We start from the raw sequence: 21,998 nt of genomic DNA on the forward strand, positions 1-21,998 counted from the left end.
AAGATAGCGCCATAGTCGCTTCACGAATCGGATCACGGAGCGATCAGACACCTCTCACTCTTAATGGGAATACTGCCATGAAACTCTCCACCTTGATGCTTGCCAGCCTGATGACCCTGACCTCCGCAGCCGCCTTTGCAGAAGGCGGCGCAGAGCGCTCGAAGGAGTTCTACAACAACTTCACCTTTATGCAGCAGAAGACGCACGGCACCACTGATCAAACTGCGTTGGCCGACGGCAAGAATGTAAAGACCGGCACTGCCGATCAAACCAGCGCAGAGCAACATCCCAACAGCTGATTTAATCGTTAGTTAATCCGCATTACCCTGTGCCATTCCGCTCCTTTGGCAAAGGTTAACTTGGCGCCATTTAATGGCGCCTTTTTTTTGCATCTTATTTATTAAAGCGGCTTGTTCCAGAACAGCATGCGCCCATGGGCGGGATCAAAAATCGAATCATCAAAACCGAACTTGCGGTACGCCGATTGCGCGACATCATTGCCTTCAAGCACTTCCAGGGTGATCTTGCAGCAACCACGCTGACGCGCGATCTCCTCGACCTTGTTCAACATCTTCTGGCTCAACCCCAAGCCACGAAACTGCTTCATCACCATCACGTCGTGCACGTTGATCAATGGGCGGCAGGCGAACGTCGAGAACCCTTCGAAACAATTGACCAGCCCCGCCGGTTCACCACCGACAAACGCCAATACGCTGAACGCGTGGGGGCGCTTGGCCAGCTCGGCGGGCAATTGCAGCAACAGATCAGCAGGCAACGTATGACCGCCGCCCATAGGGTCTTCAGCGTAATGGTTGAGCACCAGGCCGATGGCCTCGGCGTGCACGGGGTTGGTGTAGCTGGCTTGCAGTACCAGGATGTCTGGGGTGTCCATTTCCTTCCTCAATAACGACAACAAGGGAATCGGTTCCCTTTGAGGCGACGATTGTAAGCATGGACTCAGCCGCAGATGAAGGAGATTAACTACAAATGCCTGACAGAAAGTACGCAGGTTGTGCACATAAAACGCTGTTATCCGTTTTTTTAAGGCGTTGTCCTATACACCAAAGCGCTGCAGCTGCATCTCCTGCAAGCGGCTGAGGGTGCGGCGGAACGGAAACTCCAGGTAACCTTCGGTGTAGAGACTTTCCAGCGGGACGCTGGCCTCGATGAACAACGGCACCTTGCGGTCGTAGCATTCGTCGACCAGTGCGATAAAGCGCCGCACACTGTCATCGTGCACCGACAGTTCAGGCAAATCGCGATCACCTGCCACCACGCGCTGCGCAGCATCTTCAGTGCCACGGGCAATCCGGCCCGGGCGTTTTTGCGCGCTCAGGTTGGGGACTTCACCCAGCAGGATCGCCTTGAAGCGATCGCACAGCAACATGAAATCCATCGCGGCCAGCGGCTGCTCGCACAGCTCCAAATAGCGACACCAGAGCACCGTATCACTGTACTGCACCGTCACAATCGAGCGAAAACCAACACTGACCGGCCCACTGCTCAGCGCCTGCCCTTCGGTCAATTGTTTGAACACCGTGGCGAGCGCATGCGGCTGGTCTACCCAATAGCGCTGCAGCCCTACACCGGGATGCAATCGGTGGTCTTCACCGCCGTCTACCGCTACCACCTGCATGTGCTGCTTGATCGCCTCGATACCCGGCAGGAAACGCTCGCGATTGAAGCCGCCGGCGTACAGCTGATCGGGAGGTTGATTCGAGGTGCAGACCATCACCACACCTTCTTCGAACATCACCTGGAACAGCCGGCCAAGAATGATCGCGTCACCGATGTCATTGACGAACAACTCGTCAAAACAAAGCACGCGCACTTCCCGGCTGAGCTCCCGCGCCAAGGCCTGCAAGGGATCGTGGATGCCGCTGAGCTGGAACAGGCGCTGATGCACCCACCCCATGAAGTGGTGAAAGTGCTGGCGCCGCGCAGGCACTCGCAGGCTTTGATAGAACTGGTCCATCAACCAGGTTTTGCCTCGACCGACCGGCCCCCACAGGTAAACCCCGGGAATCGGCGAGCGCCCTTCGTGCAAGGCTTCGTGGCAGGTTTGCAAGGCTTGCACCGCCCGGCGCTGGGCGTCGTCAGGCACGAAACCTTGCTGGGCGATGGCGTGTTGGTAAGCCGTGAGCGGCGATTCAAAAGTCATGCGTGCCAGTATGACTTACACAGAGATATCCAGCCGTGAAATCTTGCCCTGCTCGTTCAGGCGAAAGGTGTAGCGCAACTCCAGCGGGCTTCCCGGAAAGTTCCCGGACACCACGTTGCTGACCAACACCTTACCGGTGCGATGCTGCACCTTGATCACTTCGACCCTGGGCTGATAACGACGCCCGGAGTCTTCCATCCAACGGGCGATGGCGGCCGTACCGACTTGATGCTCGCCTTCATCGAAGACGTTGGCGTCGTCGGCAAAACATTCGGTAATCACCGAGGTATCACGGCTATTGGCCGCAGTGATATAGGCCACGATGGCGGGGGCCAATTCAGGCAGGGACATGGCACAGCTCCTTTTTTTGCGATTTATGGCGTCATGCTAAGCCAGAGCTGTGTCAGTTTTTGTCAGGAGTAAAGGGCCCGGATTCATTCTGTTCCATCAACTTGCGCCACGCCCGTAAAAGGTCGCTGCGCCGCCCGGGATAACGCGCCTGCTGGACTTCAGCTGCGGCCACCCGGTCGGTGCGAAAGGTGCGATAAGCACCACGCAACTCGCACCACGCTACGATGACCCGCACCTCATTGAGAAAGCCCAGGGCCAGGGGCCAGATCAGTCGATGGCTCTGGGCCTGGCTGGCATCCGCATAATCAATATGCAGCGTGGCTTGGTTGCGAATCGCCTCGCGGAACACGTTAAGCGGCACGCGGTTTTCCGGGTAGCCAAACCCGGGCGGCCCAGGCAGCAGCGTCGGGTTACGCAGGGCTTCCTGCGCGGCGGGATCGAGCACGTCGGCTATCTTCGCCAAGGCATTGGCGGCCGCACGGCTCAGCACGTCATCGCCACGCTGGTCCACATAGCGTAAACCCAGCACGATGGCTTCGGTTTCCTCGGCGTTGAGCATCAATGGCGGCAGAAACAGACCGCTGCGCAACACATACCCAACCCCCGCTTCGCCGAAAATCGGCGCCCCCAGCGCAGTCAATTCAGCAATATCGCGGTACAGCGTACGCTCGGACACCTCTAACTGAGCGGCCAATACAGCAGCGGTCACCGGGCGTTTTTTGCCCCGCAGGGCCTGCAACAAGGTCAGTAAACGAGTGGTACGCGACACGTCGATCCCGCCGTAAAGGAAAAAGTGCCGCAGCTTAGCAGAGCACCCTGCCAGAAAATGTCAGCAGCAAAAACGTCCTGATTATGAAATCAATCACCGCGACCATACAGCTGCGCCAAGCCACATAGCGTGAGCGCCACGACGGCTGCCGGTTGTTCGAGGCGAAAAAAAACGGCCTGAACAGGCTAATGCCAGTCAATTAAGCGCAGATCCCCTGTGGGAGCGGCGGTGCGACGATTCGACTTGCTCGCGAAAGAGGTGGGTCAGTCAACATCAATGTTTGCTGGGCCGACGTCTTCGCGGGCAAGCCCGCTCCCACATTTGATCTTCGCTGCTTTGAGCATTTCGTTCGCTTAACTGACTGGCATTACCTGAACAGGCCGTTTTTTTATTTGCAGAACTTACGCAAGGCTCTTGCTGACCACCTCGAACACATCACTCGACAGCTCACCGGACGCACGAATGCGCTCCAGTTCCGCCTTCATCAACGCCTGGCGCGCGCTGTCGTATTTACGCCAGCGGGTCAGCGGCGCCAATTGGCGCGAAGCGATCTGCGGGTTAAAGGCGTTCAATTGAATCACCAGGACCGCCAGGAACCGATACCCCGAGCCATCTGCCGCGTGGAAATTGATCAGGTTCTGCCCGGCAAACGCGCCGACCAGCGCCCGTACCTTGTTCGGGTTCTTGATGTTGAACGCCGGGTGTTCCATCAGCGCGTTGACCCGAGCCAGCCCGCCCGGCAAGGTGCTGCCGGCCTGTACGCTGAACCATTGGTCCATAACCAAGGGGTTGTCTTTGAAGTTCTCGGCAAATACCGACAAGGCATGGGCTTTTTCTACCTCGAACGGTGAGTTCACCAGCACCGCCAGCGCCGTCAAGCGTTCGGTCATGTTGTCGCAGGCGTCGAACTGTTCCAGGGTCGCGGCCAATACTTCAGGCTTGCCGCTGAGCATCAGGTACGACAGCGCAATGTTCTGCAACGCGCGACGCGCAAAATGCTCGGCCGCCGCGACATAAGGCGTCTGCTTGGACAGTTCGCGATTGGCCTGGTAGCGCAGCCACAGGCCTTCGAACAGGTTGTCAGCCAACTGCTTACGAGCAAACTCACGGGCGGCGTGGATGGCGTCGACATCCGCCACTTCGCTGATTTCCGTCAAGTAGGCTTCGCTTGGCAACGACAGCATTTCGGCGACCATCGCCTGGTCCAGGCGTTCATCGCTGAGCACTGTGCGCAAGGCATCGATCAGGCGTTGATCCAGCTTCAGCGGCTGGCCCGCCTGATGCTGGGCGATCAGTTCCTGCAACACCTGCACCGACAGTTGCTGGCCGGCATCCCAGCGGTTGAAGCCGTCGCTGTCGTGCTGCATCAGGAACATCAGTTGATCGCGGTTGTACGGGAAGCTCAGTTTCACCGGTGCCGAGAAACCACGCAGCAGCGAGGGCAGCGGCTGTTCGGCGATATCAACGAAGGTGAAGGTCTGCTCGGCTTCGGTCACCGAAATGACCCGAGACGTACCACCGGCAGCCGCTTCACCGGCCAGGCGCAAGGCAATGCCGGCGCCCTTCGCATCCAGCAAGCCCAACTCAACCGGAATCACGAACGGCAGTTTCTGCACCTTGTCCGGGGTTTCCGGGCAGCTCTGGCGGAAGGTCAGGCTGTAGGTTTTGGCGGCGGCGTCGTAGGACTCGCTCACTGCCAGACGCGGCGTACCGGCCTGGCTGTACCAGCGCTTGAACTGAGTCAGGTCAGCACCGTTCGCGTCTTCCATGGCCTTGATGAAATCATCGCAGGTCACCGCCTGGCCGTCGTGGCGTTCGAAGTACAGGTCGCTGCCTTTACGGAAGCCTTCTGCACCGAGCAAGGTGTGGATCATGCCGACCACTTCCGAGCCCTTTTCGTACACAGTCAGGGTGTAGAAGTTGGAGATTTCGATAAAACTGTCCGGGCGCACGGCGTGGGCCATGGGGCCGGCGTCTTCGGCGAACTGGTGCGTACGCAGGTACGCCACGTCCTGGATGCGCTTGACCGTGGCCGAGTTCATGTCGGCGGAGAAGCCCGAATCACGGAACACGGTGAAGCCTTCTTTCAGCGACAGCTGGAACCAGTCGCGGCAGGTCACCCGGTTGCCCGACCAGTTGTGGAAGTATTCGTGGGCGACGATCGCCTCGACCCGCTGGTGCGCGGCATCGGTGGCGGTTTCGGCGCGGGCCAGTACGGCGCTGGAGTTGAAGATATTAAGGCCCTTGTTCTCCATGGCGCCCATGTTGAAGTCGTTGACCGCCACGATCATGAAGATATCGAGGTCGTACTCGCGGCCGTAGGTTTCTTCGTCCCAGCGCATGGATTTTTTCAGGCTGGTCATGGCGTGCTGGCATTTGTCGATATTTTCCGGCTCGACGTAGATGCGCAGCGCCACTTCACGGCTGGTCATGGTGGTGAACGTGTCTTCAACACACCACAGGTCACCGGCCACCAGCGCAAACAGGTACGCCGGTTTCTTGAACGGGTCTTCCCAGGTCGCCCAGTGACGACCGTCTTCACCCGGGCCGCTGGCAATCGGGTTGCCATTGGACAGCAGCACCGGGTAGCGGTGTTGCTCGGCGATTACCGTGGTGGTGAAGGTGCTCATCACGTCCGGGCGGTCGAGGTAATAGGTAATCTTGCGAAAGCCCTCGGCCTCGCACTGGGTGCAGAACATGCCGCCGGATTTGTACAGGCCTTCCAGGGCGGTGTTGGTTTCCGGGTGAATGCGCACGCTGGTGTCGACCGTGAAGGTTTCGCGGGTCGGGTGCAGGGTCAGGTGGCTGTCGGTCAGCTGGTAGTCAGCCTCGGTCAGTTCCTGATCGCCCAGGTTCACGGTCAGCAGCTCCAGCTGTTGGCCATCGAGCACCAGCGGCGGCAGGCCGGCACCGCGTTCAGGGTTGCGGCGCATCACCAACTGCGCGTGGACCAGGCTGTGGTCCTCGAACAACTCGAAGGTCAGGTGCGTCTCTTCGATCAGGTAGTCCGGCGCCTGATAGTCCTTCAGGTAAATCATCTTCGGTTGTTCGGTGCGCATGGGTTGCATCCTTTTACTGATGCACGGCGAGCTGGTAGGCCGTGTACTTACGAATGTTGATAACGCCGGTATCGAAGATCAGGTATTGGCCCTTGATCCCCAACAGCGTGCCTTCGGCAATCGGGTTCTTGTCCAGGTTGAAGCTGACAATCTTGGCCGGGTATTGCTCGACCGGGTAACGGATCTCGATGGGTTCGATATCGGTCACCGGTTGGATGGCCTGCAGGCCAAAGCGTTCCTGCAAACTCAGCAGGCCTTCAGCACAAGAGGCAAACAGCTGGTCGCGCACCTGCTTGAGGTCCACCGATTGCGCATCGCCCTTGAGCAAGGCGCGCCAGTTGGTCTTGTCGGCCACTTGGCTGCGGAACAGGTCTTCGACAAAACCGGACTGCTGGCGGGTCGCGACGCGCATGATCGGCAGCGCCTGGCTGGCGCCCTGGTCGAGCCAACGCGTCGGCAGTTGGGTGGCACGGGTGATGCCGACCTTGATCCCCGACGAATTGGCCAGGTACACCACATGGTCGGTCATGCAGAATTTTTCGCCCCAGCCGGGATCACGGCAAGTACCGGCGTCGTAATGGCAACGCTCGGGGCTCATGATGCACAGGTCACACTGGGCCAGTTTGGTCATGCACGGGTAGCAGTAACCCTGGCTGAAACTGGTTTTGGTCTTGCGGCCGCAATGGCTGCAATGAATGGCACCCAGGTATTCCAGGCGCACGTGAGTGCCGATCAACGGGTTGACCGGCACCTCGGAGTCGCCCAGACGAAACGCGTATTGAACGGTCGGCTCACCGAGTTGCGCCGACATTTTGCTGACTGCACCGCGACCGATTTCAATCAATGGATCGCATCCGACTTGAACAGAATGTTCGGCACCGGCGCCGATTTGGACGCGCATTCCTGCGGCCCCATGTAGCCGGTGCGCTGCTCTTCCGGCAGGTTCTGGATTTCCCAGGCGATTACCGCTTGCAGGGACAGCTCGCGTTGCTCGGCGGTGAGCTTGCGGCCGTCGGACCATTTGCCGATTTCCACGGCCAGCTTGAGGCTCTCGTAAATATCCGGGGTGATGTTTTCGATCATTTCAGCAAAAGAGGACATGAGGCTCTTCCTTATCAAATAGAAGCTTTGCGGCGGCTGTAAAGCCCGCCCAGCAAACCTGTCAGGCAACCGATAACCAGGCCGCCGACGTGGGCAGCGTTGGCGATTTCGCCGAAACCGATCATCGAGACCAGCCCCGACAGGCACAGTACCAGCCATACCAACATCATCACCAACACCCCACGGGGCAGGCGATAGGCCGGGTTAGGCGACAATAATTGAAAAATCCAGCAATGCCCGAGCAAGCCATACAACACACCGGACAGGCCGCCAAACAGGCCGGGGCCGCCATAGGCGTATTGAGCGTAGTTGGAGACCAGGCTGAACAACAACGTCAGGCCCAGCAGGTTGATACTGCCCTGGCGCACTTCGATGCGGCGGCCCAGTTCCCAGTACCACATGCCATTCATGGCCAGGTGCAGGATGCCGAAGTGGATCAGCATCGGGGTGACCAGCCGCCACCACTGCCCCGAGGCCATGGTTTCGGCAAACGGCGTGAACTGGATGTACTCACCCGTCACGTGAAACGGCAGGAACGTCAGCCAGCTCATGGCTTGCAGGTTTTCGCCCAGCAGCGTTACCGCGCCGACGATAAGGCTCGCCAGCAGCACCAGCGCCGTGACCGGACTCATGCGCAATTGCTGGACGAAGCCTGGACGCGTAACGGGTGCTTGCTCGGGAATATCCAGTTGCTGGTCCGGGTCACCGGCGGGAAAGCGCTGGTACAGCACGCGCACGTCGTCGCTGATGGTCTCGGGCACCCACAACACCTGTTCCCCGGCTTCCTCGCTGACGCGATGCGGCACTTGCATACGTTGCAGCAGTTTGACGAAACCGCCCAGGTCGACGCTCAGTGGCAAGCGCAATACAGCCACGGTACTCATGACATCACCTCGGGCCGCTCAACGTCGACCCATACGAATTTACGCGGATCCAGTTGGGTTTCCTGGTCCAGTCGATAGGCCACCAACTTGCCGTACAGCACCGCGCTGTAGTCCAGGCAGGCCAGGTTCGGGCGGATCGGCGCCGGTTTGCCGCTGCGCCAGTAGTGGCCGACGAACAACAACGGTTCGTCGACGCCGTAGCGCAACAGGGAATTTTTCTGCGAGGACGACAGTGGCGTACGCGCCACCGGCTCCGGCAGCGCATCGGGCTGGAATACGATGTCGCCGTAGGTTTTCGGGTCGTCTTCCCAGAACTTGGTGCGAAAGAACGAACGCGTCAGGCCATCACCACCGGTCAGCGTCAGGCCATCCGGCAGGCGCATGTCTGTGCCGCGCAACAGGCGGTCGAACGCATTGCAGGCAAAACTGCCCGGCACCGCAGCGGCCTGCAGGAAGTGCTGGTCGATGCAGCCATCCGGGAAGGTACCGCGCAGCGGCTGGATAAAGCCGTCATCCCAGCACGCATGCACCACACGGAAACGCCCGGCGTCGACAAACAGCGGCATGTCATAGAACCAGCCGAGGAAGTCATGCCAGTCGGCCGGGTGGTGCTCGAACTGGGTCAGGGTCTCGTGGATCAAGCGGGCGTGGCGCGGGTTGTGCTCACGCACGAACTGCTTGCCACTGCCCGGCGGCGCCGGTGTGCTCCAGCCCAGTGCGTTGAACTCATGGTTGCCCATGATGCACAGCGCCTGTCCGGCCTCGGCCATGTCATGGACGATATGCAGCGCCTCGCGAATGCGTGGGCCACGGTCGATGATATCGCCGAGGAACACCGCCATTCGCGACGGATGGCGCCAGGTGCCGCCCTGCTTGTGGTAACCCAATTGGTCGAGCAAGTGCTCAAGGGTATGAGCGCAACCGTGCACGTCACCAATCAGGTCGTAGCTACGCGCGGGATCGAGCATCAGTCGCCTCCACCCCCCAAGCGGCTGCCCCAGCCCAACTTGGTCCGGCACACTTCGTAGTAATTGTGGTCCAGCGGGTGGATCAACCGCAGCTTCTGCGCCTTTTTGCTCACGGTGATGGTGTCACCGGGGGCGCAGGTAAAATGGTTCTGCCCGTCACAGGAGACTTGCGGGTAGATCTGCATGTCTTTGGACACCACGATTTTCAGCTCACTGTTGCCATCGACCACAATCGGCCTGCTGGACAACATATGGGGGTACATCGGCACGATCACAATGGCATCCAGCTTGGGATGCATGATCGGGCCACCGGCCGACAACGCGTAGGCGGTGGAGCCGGTCGGCGTGGCGACGATCAGGCCGTCGGCCTTCTGGCTGCAGACGAACTGGCCGTCGATGTACAGCTCGAACTCGATCATCCGCGTGGATTTGCCCGGGTGCAGCACCACGTCATTGAGGGCATCGCCCTGGCCGATGGCTTCACCGTGGCGGCGCACTTCGGCCTGCAACAGGAAGCGATTTTCCACCAGGTAATGGCCGTCGAGCACCTTGGCGACTTCGACTTCCAGGTCATCCGGGCGGATATCCGTGAGAAACCCCAGGCTGCCACGGTTGATCCCCAACACCGGCACGTTATGCCGCGCCAGGGCCCGGGCCGCGCCGAGCAGGCTGCCGTCGCCGCCCACCACAATCACCATGTCACACACTTCGCCGAGCATCTTGCGCGACGAGGTTTGCAGGCCATGGCCCGGGAGGATTTCAGCGATGGTGTCTTCGAGGATCACATGCAGGTGGCGTTCCAACAGGAACTTTTTCAGCCGGCGGACGGTGTCCAGCACCTGGGTACTGCCCAGGCGACCGATAATGCCGATATTGCGAAATTGCTCCATGGGGCTCCTGCGGGATTTGGGGTGTGGCAAAAAGAACGATTATGGGCGAAAGGCTGCGTCAGGCAAAATCCTTTGTCGCCGCCCGCCTGGATGACAATGGTTCTCAGCCACCCGTACAGCGCTTAAAAGGCTATGCTCGGACCATGACTGTGTTCCCAGACTTGCTCAACCTGCCCCGCCAGTTGCGGCACCCCGAGGTGCGCGATTTGGCGTGGGTGATGCTCGCGCCCCCCATGCTCGCCCAAACGCCTTGGCCGCAACGCCATCCGCTGGCCGGCAGCGACTGGGTGCAGGCGCCCCATCTTCTCGAACACTGGTTACGTACACTCGATCAGGACAGCAGCGCCCTGCAGCATTGGCTGAGCTTGGCACGCACCCGCCGTCTGGGCCTGTACTACGAGCGCCTGTGGCAATTCGCCGTGCAGCATGCACCGGGTGTGGAGTTGCTGGCTGCCAACCTGCCGATCCGCCGCGCCGGGCATACCTTGGGTGAGCTGGATATGCTGCTGCGCGACCGCGACGGCGTGCACCACCTGGAACTGGCGATCAAACTCTATCTGGGCCCGCAAGACGGCAACGGCCATGACACCGCGCAATGGCTCGGCCCCGGCTGCCATGACCGGCTGGACCGCAAGCTGGCGCACCTTGCCCAACATCAACTGCCGATCTCGGCACGTCCGGAAAGCCGCGAAGCGTTGGCGGCACTGGATATTCAGCAGTTCGATGCACATTTGTGGCTGGGCGGGTATTTGCTCTATCCGTGGCCGGGCCAGGCCGAATCGCCCCAAGGCGCCCATCCACAGCATTTGCGCGGGCGCTGGCTGCATCAGCGCGACTGGCGGGACTTCGTCAGCGCGAGCCCGCCGGGGCGTTGGCAACCCCTGCCCCGGCATGCGTGGTTGGCGCCGGCGCACTACCCGGCGAGTGAAGTGTGGCGTGAAGAACAGATGCAAGGGTGGCTGGCCGAACTCGAGCCAATGGCGCCGGCGCAACTGCTGGTAAGGCTGGTTCAGAACGGCGAGGACTGGGAGGAAGCCGAACGTTTGTTCCTTGTGGCGGACCTTTGGCCAAACGTTCCTGGGCTCACTTGACCTTCAAGTGCCGCGCATACCAGGGCCGCTGCGGCACGCGCTTGAACAATGCCTGCAGCCCCTCTTCTTCGGCCGCAAATGTAATCCGTAGCGCCAGCTTCATGGTTTCCGGGTCCATTTCCATCGACCGCCCCATCTGCAAACCCGGCGTGGTACTGCAGCCATGGGTGTCCGGGCCCAGCCACGGGTCACCCACTTCCACCCAGCGCCCCGGCGCAAACCAGGCCACACCGTTGACCTCAAGCCGGCTGACCTCGCCTGGATTAAACCGCTCATGGGCGCGGAACCAGTCCTCGATACGGTCATCGATCCAGCCGTGAAAGTGCCAGAACACCGGGTTTACATGGGATGAAAACGGGTCGCCGAGGAAGTCGTTCTCCGGCGCATACCAACGCGCGGCAAAGTCCGCAGGGTCGCGGGCGAACGGCACCGGTGCGCCGTTGGACGGGTCACGGGGCACCGAGGCCCAGCGCATGTGCAGCCAGTCGTGCAGGCCCAGTTCCATTTCGGAACCTAACTGGCCCAAGGTCAGCTTGGCCAGGTAACGCGGGTCGCGGTAGTGGGACTCCCACACCTGGAAGTTACTGTGGTAGGTCTCGGCCGCCTTGATATCGCTGACCCACTGGGTGTAGTCGCCGTCGTCCGGCGCCGACCAACTGGGCGCAAGTGCAAAGCCATCATGATTATCGAAGTACCGCACAAAGCCCAGGCGATCGCGCTCCAGGGCGGGCTGCGGCTCGGGGAATTGCGGCCACGACGGCAGGTCTTGCAGAGAACGCGCGGTGCCGAGCATATGGCGGTGCATGAAGAAGAAGTCGATACCCGAACCATTACGGTCTTTGCGTTTGCCGCGGGCGTCGCGCTCCTGGCCGCGCGGCCCGGGTTGCCAGCCGATGCCGCGCAAGGCGTCACGTTTTTCCTCGGACAGCTTGTGCCACTGGTCACGGGAGGCATGCCACAGCTGGTGAAACAGCCGGTGTTCGGGAGAGATCAGCCAAGCCAACAAGCTCGGGTTGAGGCCGATTCGCTCGCGAGCCTCGGGAAACAGTTGCTTGTGGGCGATAAAGCGGTTGTCGCGTTCGGTCAGGGCCAAGGGGCGATTGAGGTCGAGGATCTGCCCACTTAAGGTCCCGCTGCCGGCGTTGGCGAAGTCGGCCCAGACTTCGTCGAGGCTCATCTTGAATTCATAGGCGGGCGCGCCATTGGCCGCCTCGCGGTCGATCAGGCGCCAATAGAGCGACGCGCCCTCGCCTGTCAGCAGGTCACCCAATACGCGGTAACGCGGTTCACCGTCGGCACGCAAGTTTTCAGCGGTGTCCAGGTAACCGCGCAAACCACGGCCACGCGGGGCGATGTCGAGCAGCAATTGCAGGCCTTGCAGCGGCAAGCCCTTGAGGCCGGCGTCACGACCTTCCAGGCGCAGGTCCCAGACGCCGCGCAGGGTGTTCGCCAAGTGCTGGCCTGCGGTGTCGGCCAAGTCCACCGTGGCCTCGCCCGCCGTGATGGGGAACTCTTCTTCACGCGTCAGCTCGCGATGGGCATAAAAGGCCGCCGGTACGGCAGCGCCCGTCAGCGCCAGGCCTGCGATGAACCCACGTCGAGAGATGGTCATTGTCTACCTTAGAAAACGGCTTAATCAGAGCTAGAACGTTGGCGGCTGCGACAAATTTACTGTCGCCTGGCCTGGGCCTAAATTTCACCCGCCATCGCTCGTTCCTCCCTGATAGCAAAGGCCTCAACTGACTGAGATGGCAATGACAAAACCACGTTCGAAAAAGGCGTTGTATATCGGCCTGCCGCTGGCACTGGCCATCGGCGCCGGAGCCGGCTTTCTGGTTTGGGACCACTGGTTCCGCGGCAATGCCGGCTACCCGCTGGAGGTGATCAAGCAAGCCAATGACATGCAGGACCGCCTGCTGTCGTTTGACAGCCATATCACGGTGCCCCTGGATTTCGGCACGGCCGGCCATGAGGCCGACAAAGATGGCAGTGGCCAGTTCGACCTGGCCAAGGCCGCACGCGGGCGTTTGTCGGGCGCCGCCCTGACGATTTTCGGCTGGCCGGAAATCTGGAACGGCGCCAATGCGCCGCACAAACCCAGCGATGGTTTTGTCGAAGAGGCCCGTCACGAGCAAGAGGTGCGCTACAAGATCATCTCCGGCATGGTGCGCGACTTTCCTAATCAAGTGGGCATCGCCTATACCCCGGACGATTTCCGGCGCCTGCATGGCGAGGGCAAGTTTGCGATCTTTATCAGCATGCTCAACGCCTACCCGCTGGGCAACGACCTGAACCAGCTGGACCTGTGGACGGCGCGCGGCATGCGCATGTTCGGCTTCAGCTACATCGGCAACAACGCCTGGTCCGATTCGTCGCGCCCGCTGCCGTTTTTCAATGACTCGACCGACGCCCTCGAAGGGCTGTCGGATATCGGCCAGCAAGCGGTGCATCGTCTGAATGACTTGGGCGTGATCATCGACGTGTCGCAAATGTCGACCAAAGCCGTGGAGCAAGTGGCGCAGTTGAGCCGCACACCGATGGTGGCGTCCCACTCGGCGCCACGGGCGTCGGTGGATATCCCGCGCAACCTCAGCGACAAGGAGCTGCAACTGATCAAGAACAGTGGCGGCGTGGTGCAAGTGGTGGGCTTCCCGGCCTATTTACGCCCGCTGAGCCAACCGACCCAGGACAAACTCAACGCCCTGCGCGCGCGTTTCGATTTGCCGCCGCTGCCAAACCTGGCCATGGCCTTGATGCCCGGCGACGCAATTATCGCCGCCTGGTCCGAGCAGAAGTTCGGCCAGTACGCCAGCGCGCTTTACGCGATTCTCGACGAAGAACCCAAGGCCTCCCTCAAGGACTGGGGCGACGCCATCGACTACACCGTGCGCAAGATCGGCATCGATCATGTCGGTATCTCGTCGGACTTCAACGACGGCGGCGGCATCCAGGGCTGGGAGAACGTCGGCGAGGTGCGCAACGTCACCGCCGAGCTGATCCAGCGCGGTTACTCCGAAGCCGATATCGCCAAGCTCTGGGGAGGCAACTTCCTGCGGGTGTGGGACCAGGTACAAAAAGCCGCCAAGCCATTGGCCAACCGCTAATCACCTAGAAGCAAGCCCATGACCGACCGCCGTACATTTCTCAAGCAGGCCGGCGTATTCGCCGCCAGCCTGCCGCTGGGCGCCGCCCTCCTCCCACAGGCCTTGGCAGGCGAACCGGCACCCGCTACGAACGACCCATGGACGGGGCTCAAACAACTGTTCAACCAAGACCCGGACTACCTGCACTTTTCCAACTTCCTGGTGACTTCACATCCCAAGCCCGTGCGCGAAGCCATTGACCGCTACCGCCAGCAGATCGACCGCAACCCGGGCCTGGCGATGGACTGGGGCCTTGAGGAAACCTGGAAACGTGAGGGCCAGGTGCGCGAATGGGCGGGTCGCTACCTGAACGCCACACCGCCTCAGATCGCGCTGACCGGCAGTACGTCGGAAGGCCTGGCGATGATCTACGGCGGCATCAAGCTGCGGCCTGACCAGGAAATTCTGACCACCGAGCACGAGCACTACGCCACACAGAACGTCCTGGACTTTCGCGTCGCCCGGCAAGGCACGCAGGTACGGCGAATTCGGTTATTCGAAAATGCCCACCAGGTGTCCGTAGACGAAGTGCTCGGCAACATCAAACGCGCTATCCGCCCCAATACCCGTGTGCTGGGCATGACCTGGGTGCAATCCGGCAGTGGCGTGAAGCTGCCCATCGGCGAGATCGGCAGGCTGGTGGAGACACTCAACCGCAACCGTGACGACAAGGATCGCATTCTCTACGTGGTCGATGGCGTGCACGGCTTTGGCGTGGAGGACCTCGATTTTCCGGCCATGCACTGCGATTTCTTTATCGCCGGCACCCATAAATGGATGTTCGGGCCACGCGGCACCGGGCTGGTCTGCGCTCGTGATGCCGAGAACAAAGACGTGACGCCGATGGTGCCGACCTTCTCCGAAGACACCAATTTCGCCACCACCATGACCCCGGGGGCTACCACGCTTTCGAGCATCGCTGGGCGGCGGACGAGGCCTTCAAACTCCACCTGCAACTGGGCAAGGCGTCGGTGCAGGCGCGTATTCACGAACTGAACACCGAGCTGAAAAACCAACTGCTGGCCCACCCGCAGATCGAGCTGGTGACGCCGCGCAGTACCGAGCTTTCAGCGGGCTTTACGTTCTTCCGTGTCAAGGGCCAGGACAGCGACGCCGTAGCCGCCCACCTGATGAAAAACCGTGTGGTGATCGATGCTGTAGACCGCGATGTCGGCCCAGTGATTCGCACCTCTCCCGGCCTGCTTAACAGCTCGGACGAGATCCAGCACTTCATGACCTTGCTGAGCCAACGGTTGTGACCGCCACTTTTTTCCTTTGAACGAGATGCCCACATGAATCCATCCCGACTCAACCCACTGACAGCCCTGGCGCTGACCGCCCTGTGCGCTGCGGCGCTGCCCAACCTGGCCCAGGCCGCTACGCCGCAGCCCGGCAAGGTATTCAAGGACTGCAAGGACTGCCCGGAAATGGTGGTGCTGCCGGCCGGCACGTTCACCATGGGCACCCCCGAAGACGAAGTCGGCCGCGAGCCCGACGAAGGCCCGATGCACGACGTGACCTTCGCCAAACCCTTCGCCATGAGCCGCTTCCACATCACCGCCGGTGAATGGGACAGCTATATCCGCCAGAGCGGGGTCAAGATCGCCGATGGCGATACGCGCCCCGGCCGCGAATGCATCGCCAGTAAACCGCGCTACCCGCAGGGGCCGCGCCAACCGGCGGTATGCATGGACATGGACGACGTAAAGAACTACGTCGCCTGGCTGTCGAAAAAAACCGGGCAGACATACCACATGGTCAGTGAAGCGCAGCGTGAATACGCCGCCCGCGCCGGTTCAACCGGACCGTTCCCGTTTCCTTTCGATGCAGGCAAGGGCTACAGCATCGCCGAACATGCCAATACCTACGGGCCGGCGGATGGCTACAGCTACTCTTCGCCGGTCGGCAGTTACCCGCCGAATGCATTTGGCATGTATGACATGCATGGCAATGTGTATGAGCGTGTGGCCGACTGTGAACACCCCAACTACATCGGCGCGCCTACCGACGGCAGCGCCTGGATGGAGCCGAACTGCGAGAGCTACCAGATTCGCGGCAATGACTGGGGCGAAGCGCCGGTATTTTCGCGCTCGGGCAACCGCAACAACATCTACCCGCAGACTCGCGGTGACTGGATTGGCTTTCGTGTAGTGCGCGATCTCTAAGGCCGACACCCTCAAATGTGGGAGCGGGCTTGCTCGCGAAGGCGGTGAATCAGTCGATACATCCGGCGACTGACACAGCGCTTTCGCGAGCAAGCCCGCTCCCACATTTTGCCCTGCATACATCAGCTGCAGCTCGGCTGAATCAGGCCTGCCTGGCCAGCAATTCCAAGCCCTCATGCAACGCCGGGAACAGGCTGTTGTTGAAGTTGTTCCAGCGCAACTCAAGGATGGTGTCTTCCGGCGAAATCTCGGTTTTGAGCACGTCGTGGAACACTTCACCGGAGTCGATGCCGTTGTCCACGTAGTGGAACGACGCCCCGGTAAGGTATAGCGGCTCCGACGGCGTGGTTGCCTTGGTCGCCCAATCCACCACGGTTTGCCCGCGCGCGCCATACAAGGCGTTCCAGGTGGCGTAAGCCCCACGGCGCTCGTACGGCGATTCGATGCGGGTAATGCCCGGGTGAATGTTCATGATGCGCCGCGCAAACGGTGCGCCCGGCCGTACCAGCTCATCCAGAATCACCAACAAACCATCCAACACCACGACATCAGCCTTCAACTCCACAAGCGTGTCGTGCAAGCGTCGCTCGAAATCCTGCTTGCCGGCAATGTGTTCGGCGCTGCCGCGAGGCAGGCGGCGATAGGTGGATGGCACACTCAGCAACAGGTCGTTGACCAGGTGCCCCTGCACCCGCAAGTCCGCCGGGTAAAGCCACTGGCGGCCGGGCTTATAGGCAAAGCCGTAATCGCTGACCAACTGCTGGTCCCGTGGGTTCTGCTCGTCATCGTCGTAGATCACGCCGACCAGGTTATACGCCTCGCCCAGCGGTGTGTCGTTCAGCGACCCCACCAGGAACTCCAGCACTGATTTCATGTAGCGCTCATGGTCTTTGTAAGCCACCGGCTGCCCTGCCTTGTCGGCGGCGGCATTTCTCAGGGACCACACATACACCAGGTTCTTTTTGGTCATTTTTCGCTCTCGCTGAATGGACTGCGCACAACGCCAATACACGTGCGCCTACAGCACAAGAACGAACCAGCCCAGCGGCAATTTATACCTCGCCGCTGCCGTCGGGCGCGCCGAGCTAAATACTCGCGCCGACGCTTCGTTTGTCATGGGTAAGGGTCTGTGTGCCCAGCCCCTCTTTTCACTCTCCGGGATGTATTTATGACCGACCCCAAACGCAGCGCCTTCAAGGGGCTGCTCGCCTTGCTCAGGCCCTTTCGCACCATCGTGACCGTCTCCGTCGCCCTCGGCATGGTCGGCGGCCTGGCCATCACCCTGCTGCTGGCCACCATCAATAATGCCCTGCATTCGGCCAACGGCATGACCCAAGGCGTGGTCCTGACCTTTGCGGCGCTGTGTGTGCTGGCATTGATCAGCTCGATCATTTCGGATATCGGCACCAACTACGTCGGCCAACGCATCATCGCCGCCCTGCGCAAAGACCTGGGCGAGAAAGTGCTGTCGGCGCCCATCGGGCAGATCGAGCGGTATCGCTCGCACCGCCTGATCCCGGTGCTGACCCATGATGTCGATACCATCAGCGACTTTTCCTTCGCCTTCACGCCGTTGGCCATCGCTGCCACGGTGACCCTCGGTTGCCTGGGTTACCTGGCCTATCTGTCGGTGCCGATGTTCCTGATGATGGTGGTGGCGATCATTATCGGCAGTGCCGTGCAGTTCATCGCCGGCGGTAAAGGCATCCAGGGCTTCGACCTGGCACGCAGTCATGAGGATGAACTGCAGCGTTATTACAACGCGATCGCTTCCGGCGCCAAGGAACTGCGCATGCACCGGCCACGGCGTTTTCGCATGAACACCCATCGCATCCAGGAAACCGCCGACCGCATCAGCGACATCCAGGTGCGCTCGGTCAACATTTATATCCTGGCCAAGACGTTTGGCTCGATGCTGTTCTTTGTGGTGATCGGCCTGGCCCTGGCGATGCAGGCCTACAACCCGAACCCGGACCCTACCGTGATCACCGGCTTCGTGCTGGTGCTGCTGTACATGAAAGGCCCGCTGGAACACCTGCTGGGCTACCTGCCGGTGGTGGGCAAGGCGAAGATTGCCTTTGGCCGTATCAGCGAGTTGTCGCAGCGCTTCTCCTCCCCCGAACCGCACCTGCTGATGGATGACAGCGAAGCCCCCAAACCGGTGGTCAACAGCCTGGAACTGCGCGGCGTGAGCTACAGCCCGCCGGCAGTTGAGGGCAGCGAACCGTTCCACCTGGGGCCGATCAACCTGAGCATCAAGCAAGGCGATATCGTATTTATCGTCGGCGAAAACGGCAGCGGCAAGACCACCCTGATCAAACTGTTGCTGGGCCTGTACCCGCCCCAGGCCGGCGAGATCCGGCTCAACGGCGAGGCCGTGACCGACCCCGAGCGCGATGATTATCGCCAGCTGTTTACCACGATTTTTTCCGACTATTACCTGTTCGATGACCTGGTGCAGGGCAGCGCCACCCAGTCATTGGACAGTGCCGCCAAATACCTGGAACGCCTGGAGATCGCGCACAAGGTCAGCGTGAAGGATGGCGTGTTCAGCACCACCGACCTGTCTACCGGCCAACGCAAGCGCCTGGCCTTGGTCAACGCATGGCTCGAAGAACGCCCGGTGCTGGTGTTCGACGAATGGGCCGCCGACCAGGACCCGGCCTTTCGCCGGATCTTCTACACCGAGCTGCTGCCGGACCTTAAGCGCCTGGGCAAAACCATCATCGTGATCAGCCACGACGACCGCTATTTCGACATCGCCGACCAATTGGTACGCCTGCGCGCCGGCCAGGTGGTGCACGAAATGGAGCCTGCCTGAAATTTCTTTTCCGGTTTTCCCAAGTAGGAACGTCTCACTAGTGTTAATGAGAACCAGAATCAATAAACACCTATAACTTGCCCACTTACACATAGAAGAGAAAGCATCCATGCCAGCAAGACTCGGTCTCAGCCCTCTGAGCAAAGCGCTATCCATGCGCCGGGCCCTGAACATTAATCTTCTTCCGAGCGCCCTGGCCCTGGCGATATCGCTGCCGGTTGCAGGCTATGCGCAGGCGCATGAGATCGAGCTGGATATTCCTTCACAGTCGCTGGGGAGCGCGCTGCAGGAATTCGGTCGTCAGACCAACGTGCAGGTGCTGTACAGCCCGAGCGATGTGCAGGGCAAGAACAGTCGCGCGGTGAAGGGCAAAATGGAGCCGCAGCGGGCAATTGATACCTTGCTGGGTGGGACTGAGACCACTCACAGCCTCAGTGGCAACTCGCTGACCGTGACCGCTGCCGGTACAACCGAAGCGTTGGAACTGAGCCCGACCCAAGTGACCGGCAACGCGTTGGGCAACATTACCGAGGACTCCGGCTCCTACACGCCGGGCACCATTGCCACAGCCACACGGCTAACCCTGACGCCTCGGCAAACGCCGCAATCGATCACTGTCATCACCCGTCAGCACATCCAGGACTTCGGCCTGAATAACGTTGATGACGTGATGCGCCACACCCCGGGCATCACCGTGTCGGCCTATGACACCGACCGCACCAACTATTATTCCCGTGGTTTTTCGGTCAACAGCTTCCAGTACGACGGCATTCCGTCCACCGTGCGCAACGTCGGCTATTCGGCGGGTAACACCCTAAGCGACATGGCCATCTATGACCGCGTCGAAATACTCAAGGGCGCCACCGGCCTGCTTAACGGTGCGGGTTCCCTGGGCGCGACCATCAACCTGATCCGCAAGAAGCCAACCTCGGAGTTCAAGGGCCATGTCCAGCTGGGCGCAGGTTCCTGGGACAATTACCGCAGCGAAGTCGACGTCAGCGGCCCCTTGACCGACAGCGGCAACGTCCGTGGTCGCGCAGTGGCGGCGTATCAAGACAAAAAGTCCTTCATGGACCACTACTCACGCAAGACCGAAACCTACTACGGCATTACCGAATTCGACCTGTCCCCCGACACCATGCTGACGGTGGGCTTCGACTATCAGGACAACATTCCACAAGGCTCCAGCTGGTCCGGTGCCTTCCCGTTGGTGAAATACGACGGCAGCATCAACAAGATGCCGCGCTCCTATAACAATGGCACCACCTGGAGTTCCTGGGAGCAAAATACCCGTACCGCCTTTGCCATGCTGCAACATGACATGGGCGACGGCTGGGTCACCAAGTTCCAACTCGACCATAAGATCAACGGCTACCACGCCGACCTGGGCTCGATCCAGTTCGTTGAGCCTCAGTCCGATGGCACCGCGTCGATCAACGGGCAGAAGTACACCGGCGAAACCAAAAGCACCTCGGCCGATCTGTACGCCACCGGGCCTTTCAGCCTGTTCGGCCGCGACCATGAACTGGTGGTGGGCGGCTCGATCGGTACCTCGCGCTGGCAGGGCAAGGGTTATTGGTCGCCGGAATGGCCAGGCGGCAACAAAGTGGACTTCTACAACTGGAATGGCAAGATCGACAGGCCAATCTACGGCCCGGTCCAGCAGTACATCGACGACACCATTCGCCAGAACGGCTACTACATGACCACACGTTTGAACGTGATGGATGACCTTAACGTGATCCTCGGCGGACGCGTCGCCAACTACCACGTCACCGGTAATAACCCGTCCTACAAAGAAACCGGCCGGTTCATCCCATATGCCGGCGTCATCTACGACCTGAACGACAACTTCTCGCTGTACACCAGCTACACCGATATTTTCCAACCCCAGGAAAGCACCTATAAGGACCGCGACCAAAAACTGCTGGAACCGGACGAGGGGCAAAACTACGAGTTCGGCCTCAAGGGCGAGTTCCTGGAAGGCCGCCTGAACACCAGCATTGCCTACTTCGAAGTGCATGAGACCAACCGCGCTATTTCGGACGATGCCTACAACAACCAGACCCCAACGCCGAACAACTACGCGTTTAAGGGCTCCAAGGCCGTCACCAAAGGCTACGAAGCGGAGATCTCCGGTGAGCTGGCCCCGGGCTGGCAAGTCCAGGGTGGCTACACCCACAAGATCGTACGCGACGAAGACGGCAAGAAAATCTCCACCTTCGAGCCGGAGCATCAGGTCAACCTGAACACCACCTACAAGCTCAAGGGCGACCTGGACAAGTTCACCGTCGGCGGCGGCGTGCGGTGGCAGAGCAAGGGCTGGTACGAAATCTATAACTCGCCGCTCGAAAAAAACCAGGACATTACCCAGTCGTCCTACACAGTGGTGGACCTGATGACCCGCTACCAGTTGACCAAGAACCTCTCGGCCACCATCAACCTCAACAACATCTTCGACACGACCTACTACACCAACGTGGGCTTCTATAACTCGGCGGCCTACGGCGAGCCGCGCAACGTGATGGTCAGCACCCGCTGGAACTTCTGACCGGATGCCTTGATCGCCCAGGCGATCAACTCAACGCCCGATGA

General features: G+C 60.5%; 18 protein-coding genes and 1 pseudogene. 7 read left to right on the forward strand and 12 right to left on the reverse strand.

Annotated elements, in window-relative coordinates; genetic code table 11:
* Positions 1–77: 77 nt before the first annotated feature.
* Complete coding sequence (locus tag A7J50_RS16200) at positions 78–299, forward strand: hypothetical protein (RefSeq protein ID WP_064452729.1); 222 nt, start codon at positions 78–80, stop codon at positions 297–299.
* A gap of 101 nt (positions 300–400) precedes the next feature.
* Here the strand turns inward: A7J50_RS16200 and A7J50_RS16205 are convergent, their stop codons facing one another.
* From A7J50_RS16205 to A7J50_RS16250, 10 genes are all read right to left on the reverse strand, one after another.
* Entirely contained in the window at positions 401–892 is a 492-nt protein-coding gene (locus A7J50_RS16205) for a GNAT family N-acetyltransferase (protein ID WP_064452730.1), read from the reverse strand.
* A 162-nt stretch (positions 893–1,054) separates the two neighbouring features.
* Positions 1,055–2,161, reverse strand: coding sequence for a cell division protein ZapE (zapE, locus tag A7J50_RS16210; protein ID WP_064452731.1), 1,107 nt, complete (start codon positions 2,159–2,161; stop codon positions 1,055–1,057).
* A gap of 15 nt (positions 2,162–2,176) precedes the next feature.
* Positions 2,177–2,512, reverse strand: a complete 336-nt coding sequence (locus tag A7J50_RS16215) for a nuclear transport factor 2 family protein (protein ID WP_064452732.1) — start codon at positions 2,510–2,512, stop codon at positions 2,177–2,179.
* Positions 2,513–2,564: 52 nt separating this feature from the next.
* A complete protein-coding gene (locus A7J50_RS16220; protein WP_064452733.1) occupies positions 2,565–3,281 on the reverse strand; it encodes a helix-turn-helix transcriptional regulator in 717 nt (238 codons plus the stop codon).
* Positions 3,282–3,682: 401 nt separating this feature from the next.
* Positions 3,683–6,340 carry an aminopeptidase N gene (pepN, locus tag A7J50_RS16225; protein ID WP_064452734.1) on the reverse strand — a complete coding sequence of 886 codons (2,658 nt, stop codon included), beginning with the start codon at positions 6,338–6,340 and terminating at the stop codon, positions 3,683–3,685.
* Positions 6,341–6,353: 13 nt separating this feature from the next.
* Positions 6,354–7,184 carry a DUF2797 domain-containing protein gene (locus tag A7J50_RS16230; protein ID WP_064452735.1) on the reverse strand — a complete coding sequence of 277 codons (831 nt, stop codon included), beginning with the start codon at positions 7,182–7,184 and terminating at the stop codon, positions 6,354–6,356.
* Positions 7,181–7,441: a YeaC family protein gene (locus A7J50_RS16235; protein ID WP_017138108.1), complete on the reverse strand. Its 261-nt coding sequence runs from the start codon at positions 7,439–7,441 to the stop codon at positions 7,181–7,183. The genes A7J50_RS16230 and A7J50_RS16235 overlap by 4 nt, the downstream gene beginning before the upstream one ends.
* Positions 7,442–7,455: 14 nt before the next feature.
* Positions 7,456–8,325, reverse strand: coding sequence for a rhomboid family intramembrane serine protease (locus A7J50_RS16240; RefSeq protein ID WP_064452736.1), 870 nt, complete (start codon positions 8,323–8,325; stop codon positions 7,456–7,458).
* Complete coding sequence (locus A7J50_RS16245) at positions 8,322–9,296, reverse strand: metallophosphoesterase (RefSeq protein WP_167353733.1); 975 nt, start codon at positions 9,294–9,296, stop codon at positions 8,322–8,324. Before A7J50_RS16245 ends, A7J50_RS16240 begins: the two co-directional genes overlap by 4 nt.
* A complete protein-coding gene (locus tag A7J50_RS16250; protein ID WP_010210870.1) occupies positions 9,293–10,183 on the reverse strand; it encodes an NAD(+) kinase in 891 nt (296 codons plus the stop codon). The genes A7J50_RS16245 and A7J50_RS16250 overlap by 4 nt, the downstream gene beginning before the upstream one ends.
* Before the next feature lie 143 nt (positions 10,184–10,326).
* Between A7J50_RS16250 and A7J50_RS16255 the strand changes: the two genes are divergently transcribed.
* On the forward strand, positions 10,327–11,274 hold the full coding sequence (locus A7J50_RS16255; protein ID WP_064454955.1) for a DUF1853 family protein: 948 nt from the start codon (positions 10,327–10,329) through the stop codon (positions 11,272–11,274).
* On the opposite strand, the gene A7J50_RS16260 is transcribed toward A7J50_RS16255, so the two are convergent.
* Positions 11,267–12,886, reverse strand: a complete 1,620-nt coding sequence (locus tag A7J50_RS16260) for a hypothetical protein (RefSeq protein ID WP_064452738.1) — start codon at positions 12,884–12,886, stop codon at positions 11,267–11,269. The two genes, A7J50_RS16255 and A7J50_RS16260, sit on opposite strands and share 8 nt — an antisense overlap.
* A 142-nt stretch (positions 12,887–13,028) precedes the next feature.
* Between A7J50_RS16260 and pvdM the strand changes: the two genes are divergently transcribed.
* The 3 genes and pseudogenes from pvdM (at position 13,029) to A7J50_RS16275 (ending at position 16,582) form a co-directional block, all read left to right on the forward strand.
* Complete coding sequence (pvdM, locus tag A7J50_RS16265; protein WP_064452739.1) at positions 13,029–14,378, forward strand: pyoverdine-tailoring dipeptidase-like protein PvdM; 1,350 nt, start codon at positions 13,029–13,031, stop codon at positions 14,376–14,378.
* Positions 14,379–14,396: 18 nt separating this feature from the next.
* Positions 14,397–15,676, forward strand: a pseudogene (locus A7J50_RS16270) (aminotransferase class V-fold PLP-dependent enzyme).
* A gap of 33 nt (positions 15,677–15,709) precedes the next feature.
* On the forward strand, positions 15,710–16,582 hold the full coding sequence (locus A7J50_RS16275) for a formylglycine-generating enzyme family protein (protein WP_064452740.1): 873 nt from the start codon (positions 15,710–15,712) through the stop codon (positions 16,580–16,582).
* Between the two features lie 142 nt (positions 16,583–16,724).
* On the opposite strand, the gene A7J50_RS16280 is transcribed toward A7J50_RS16275, so the two are convergent.
* A complete protein-coding gene (locus A7J50_RS16280) occupies positions 16,725–17,552 on the reverse strand; it encodes a formyltransferase family protein (RefSeq protein ID WP_064452741.1) in 828 nt (275 codons plus the stop codon).
* 198 nt (positions 17,553–17,750) lie between these two features.
* Here A7J50_RS16280 and A7J50_RS16285 point away from each other — a divergent pair, with 198 nt between their 5' ends.
* Together A7J50_RS16285 and A7J50_RS16290 are read left to right on the forward strand one after the other, a co-directional pair.
* Positions 17,751–19,403 (forward strand): cyclic peptide export ABC transporter, encoded by a 1,653-nt coding sequence (locus tag A7J50_RS16285; protein ID WP_064452742.1) that lies wholly within the window; start codon positions 17,751–17,753, stop codon positions 19,401–19,403.
* A gap of 109 nt (positions 19,404–19,512) precedes the next feature.
* Positions 19,513–21,954 carry a TonB-dependent siderophore receptor gene (locus tag A7J50_RS16290; protein WP_082895907.1) on the forward strand — a complete coding sequence of 814 codons (2,442 nt, stop codon included), beginning with the start codon at positions 19,513–19,515 and terminating at the stop codon, positions 21,952–21,954.
* Positions 21,955–21,998 lie beyond the last annotated feature (44 nt).

The sequence above is a fragment of the Pseudomonas antarctica genome (genome assembly GCF_001647715.1).
Lineage (GTDB): Bacteria > Pseudomonadota > Gammaproteobacteria > Pseudomonadales > Pseudomonadaceae > Aquipseudomonas > Aquipseudomonas antarctica_A.

Bases quoted from the DNA above. Each gene is read 5' to 3' on its own strand.
- A7J50_RS16275 (WP_064452740.1), top strand. From the start codon at position 15,710: ATGAATCCATCCCGACTCAACCCACTGACAGCCCTGGCGCTGACCGCC.
- zapE (WP_064452731.1), bottom strand. From the start codon at position 2,161: ATGACTTTTGAATCGCCGCTCACGGCTTACCAACACGCCATCGCCCAG.
- A7J50_RS16290 (WP_082895907.1), top strand. From the start codon at position 19,513: ATGCCAGCAAGACTCGGTCTCAGCCCTCTGAGCAAAGCGCTATCCATG.
- A7J50_RS16280 (WP_064452741.1), bottom strand. From the start codon at position 17,552: ATGACCAAAAAGAACCTGGTGTATGTGTGGTCCCTGAGAAATGCCGCC.
- A7J50_RS16215 (WP_064452732.1), bottom strand. From the start codon at position 2,512: ATGTCCCTGCCTGAATTGGCCCCCGCCATCGTGGCCTATATCACTGCG.
- A7J50_RS16260 (WP_064452738.1), bottom strand. From the start codon at position 12,886: ATGACCATCTCTCGACGTGGGTTCATCGCAGGCCTGGCGCTGACGGGC.
- A7J50_RS16240 (WP_064452736.1), bottom strand. From the start codon at position 8,325: ATGAGTACCGTGGCTGTATTGCGCTTGCCACTGAGCGTCGACCTGGGC.
- A7J50_RS16250 (WP_010210870.1), bottom strand. From the start codon at position 10,183: ATGGAGCAATTTCGCAATATCGGCATTATCGGTCGCCTGGGCAGTACC.
- pvdM (WP_064452739.1), top strand. From the start codon at position 13,029: ATGACAAAACCACGTTCGAAAAAGGCGTTGTATATCGGCCTGCCGCTG.
- A7J50_RS16255 (WP_064454955.1), top strand. From the start codon at position 10,327: ATGACTGTGTTCCCAGACTTGCTCAACCTGCCCCGCCAGTTGCGGCAC.
- A7J50_RS16285 (WP_064452742.1), top strand. From the start codon at position 17,751: ATGACCGACCCCAAACGCAGCGCCTTCAAGGGGCTGCTCGCCTTGCTC.
- A7J50_RS16200 (WP_064452729.1), top strand. From the start codon at position 78: ATGAAACTCTCCACCTTGATGCTTGCCAGCCTGATGACCCTGACCTCC.
- pepN (WP_064452734.1), bottom strand. From the start codon at position 6,340: ATGCGCACCGAACAACCGAAGATGATTTACCTGAAGGACTATCAGGCG.
- A7J50_RS16235 (WP_017138108.1), bottom strand. From the start codon at position 7,441: ATGTCCTCTTTTGCTGAAATGATCGAAAACATCACCCCGGATATTTAC.
- A7J50_RS16205 (WP_064452730.1), bottom strand. From the start codon at position 892: ATGGACACCCCAGACATCCTGGTACTGCAAGCCAGCTACACCAACCCC.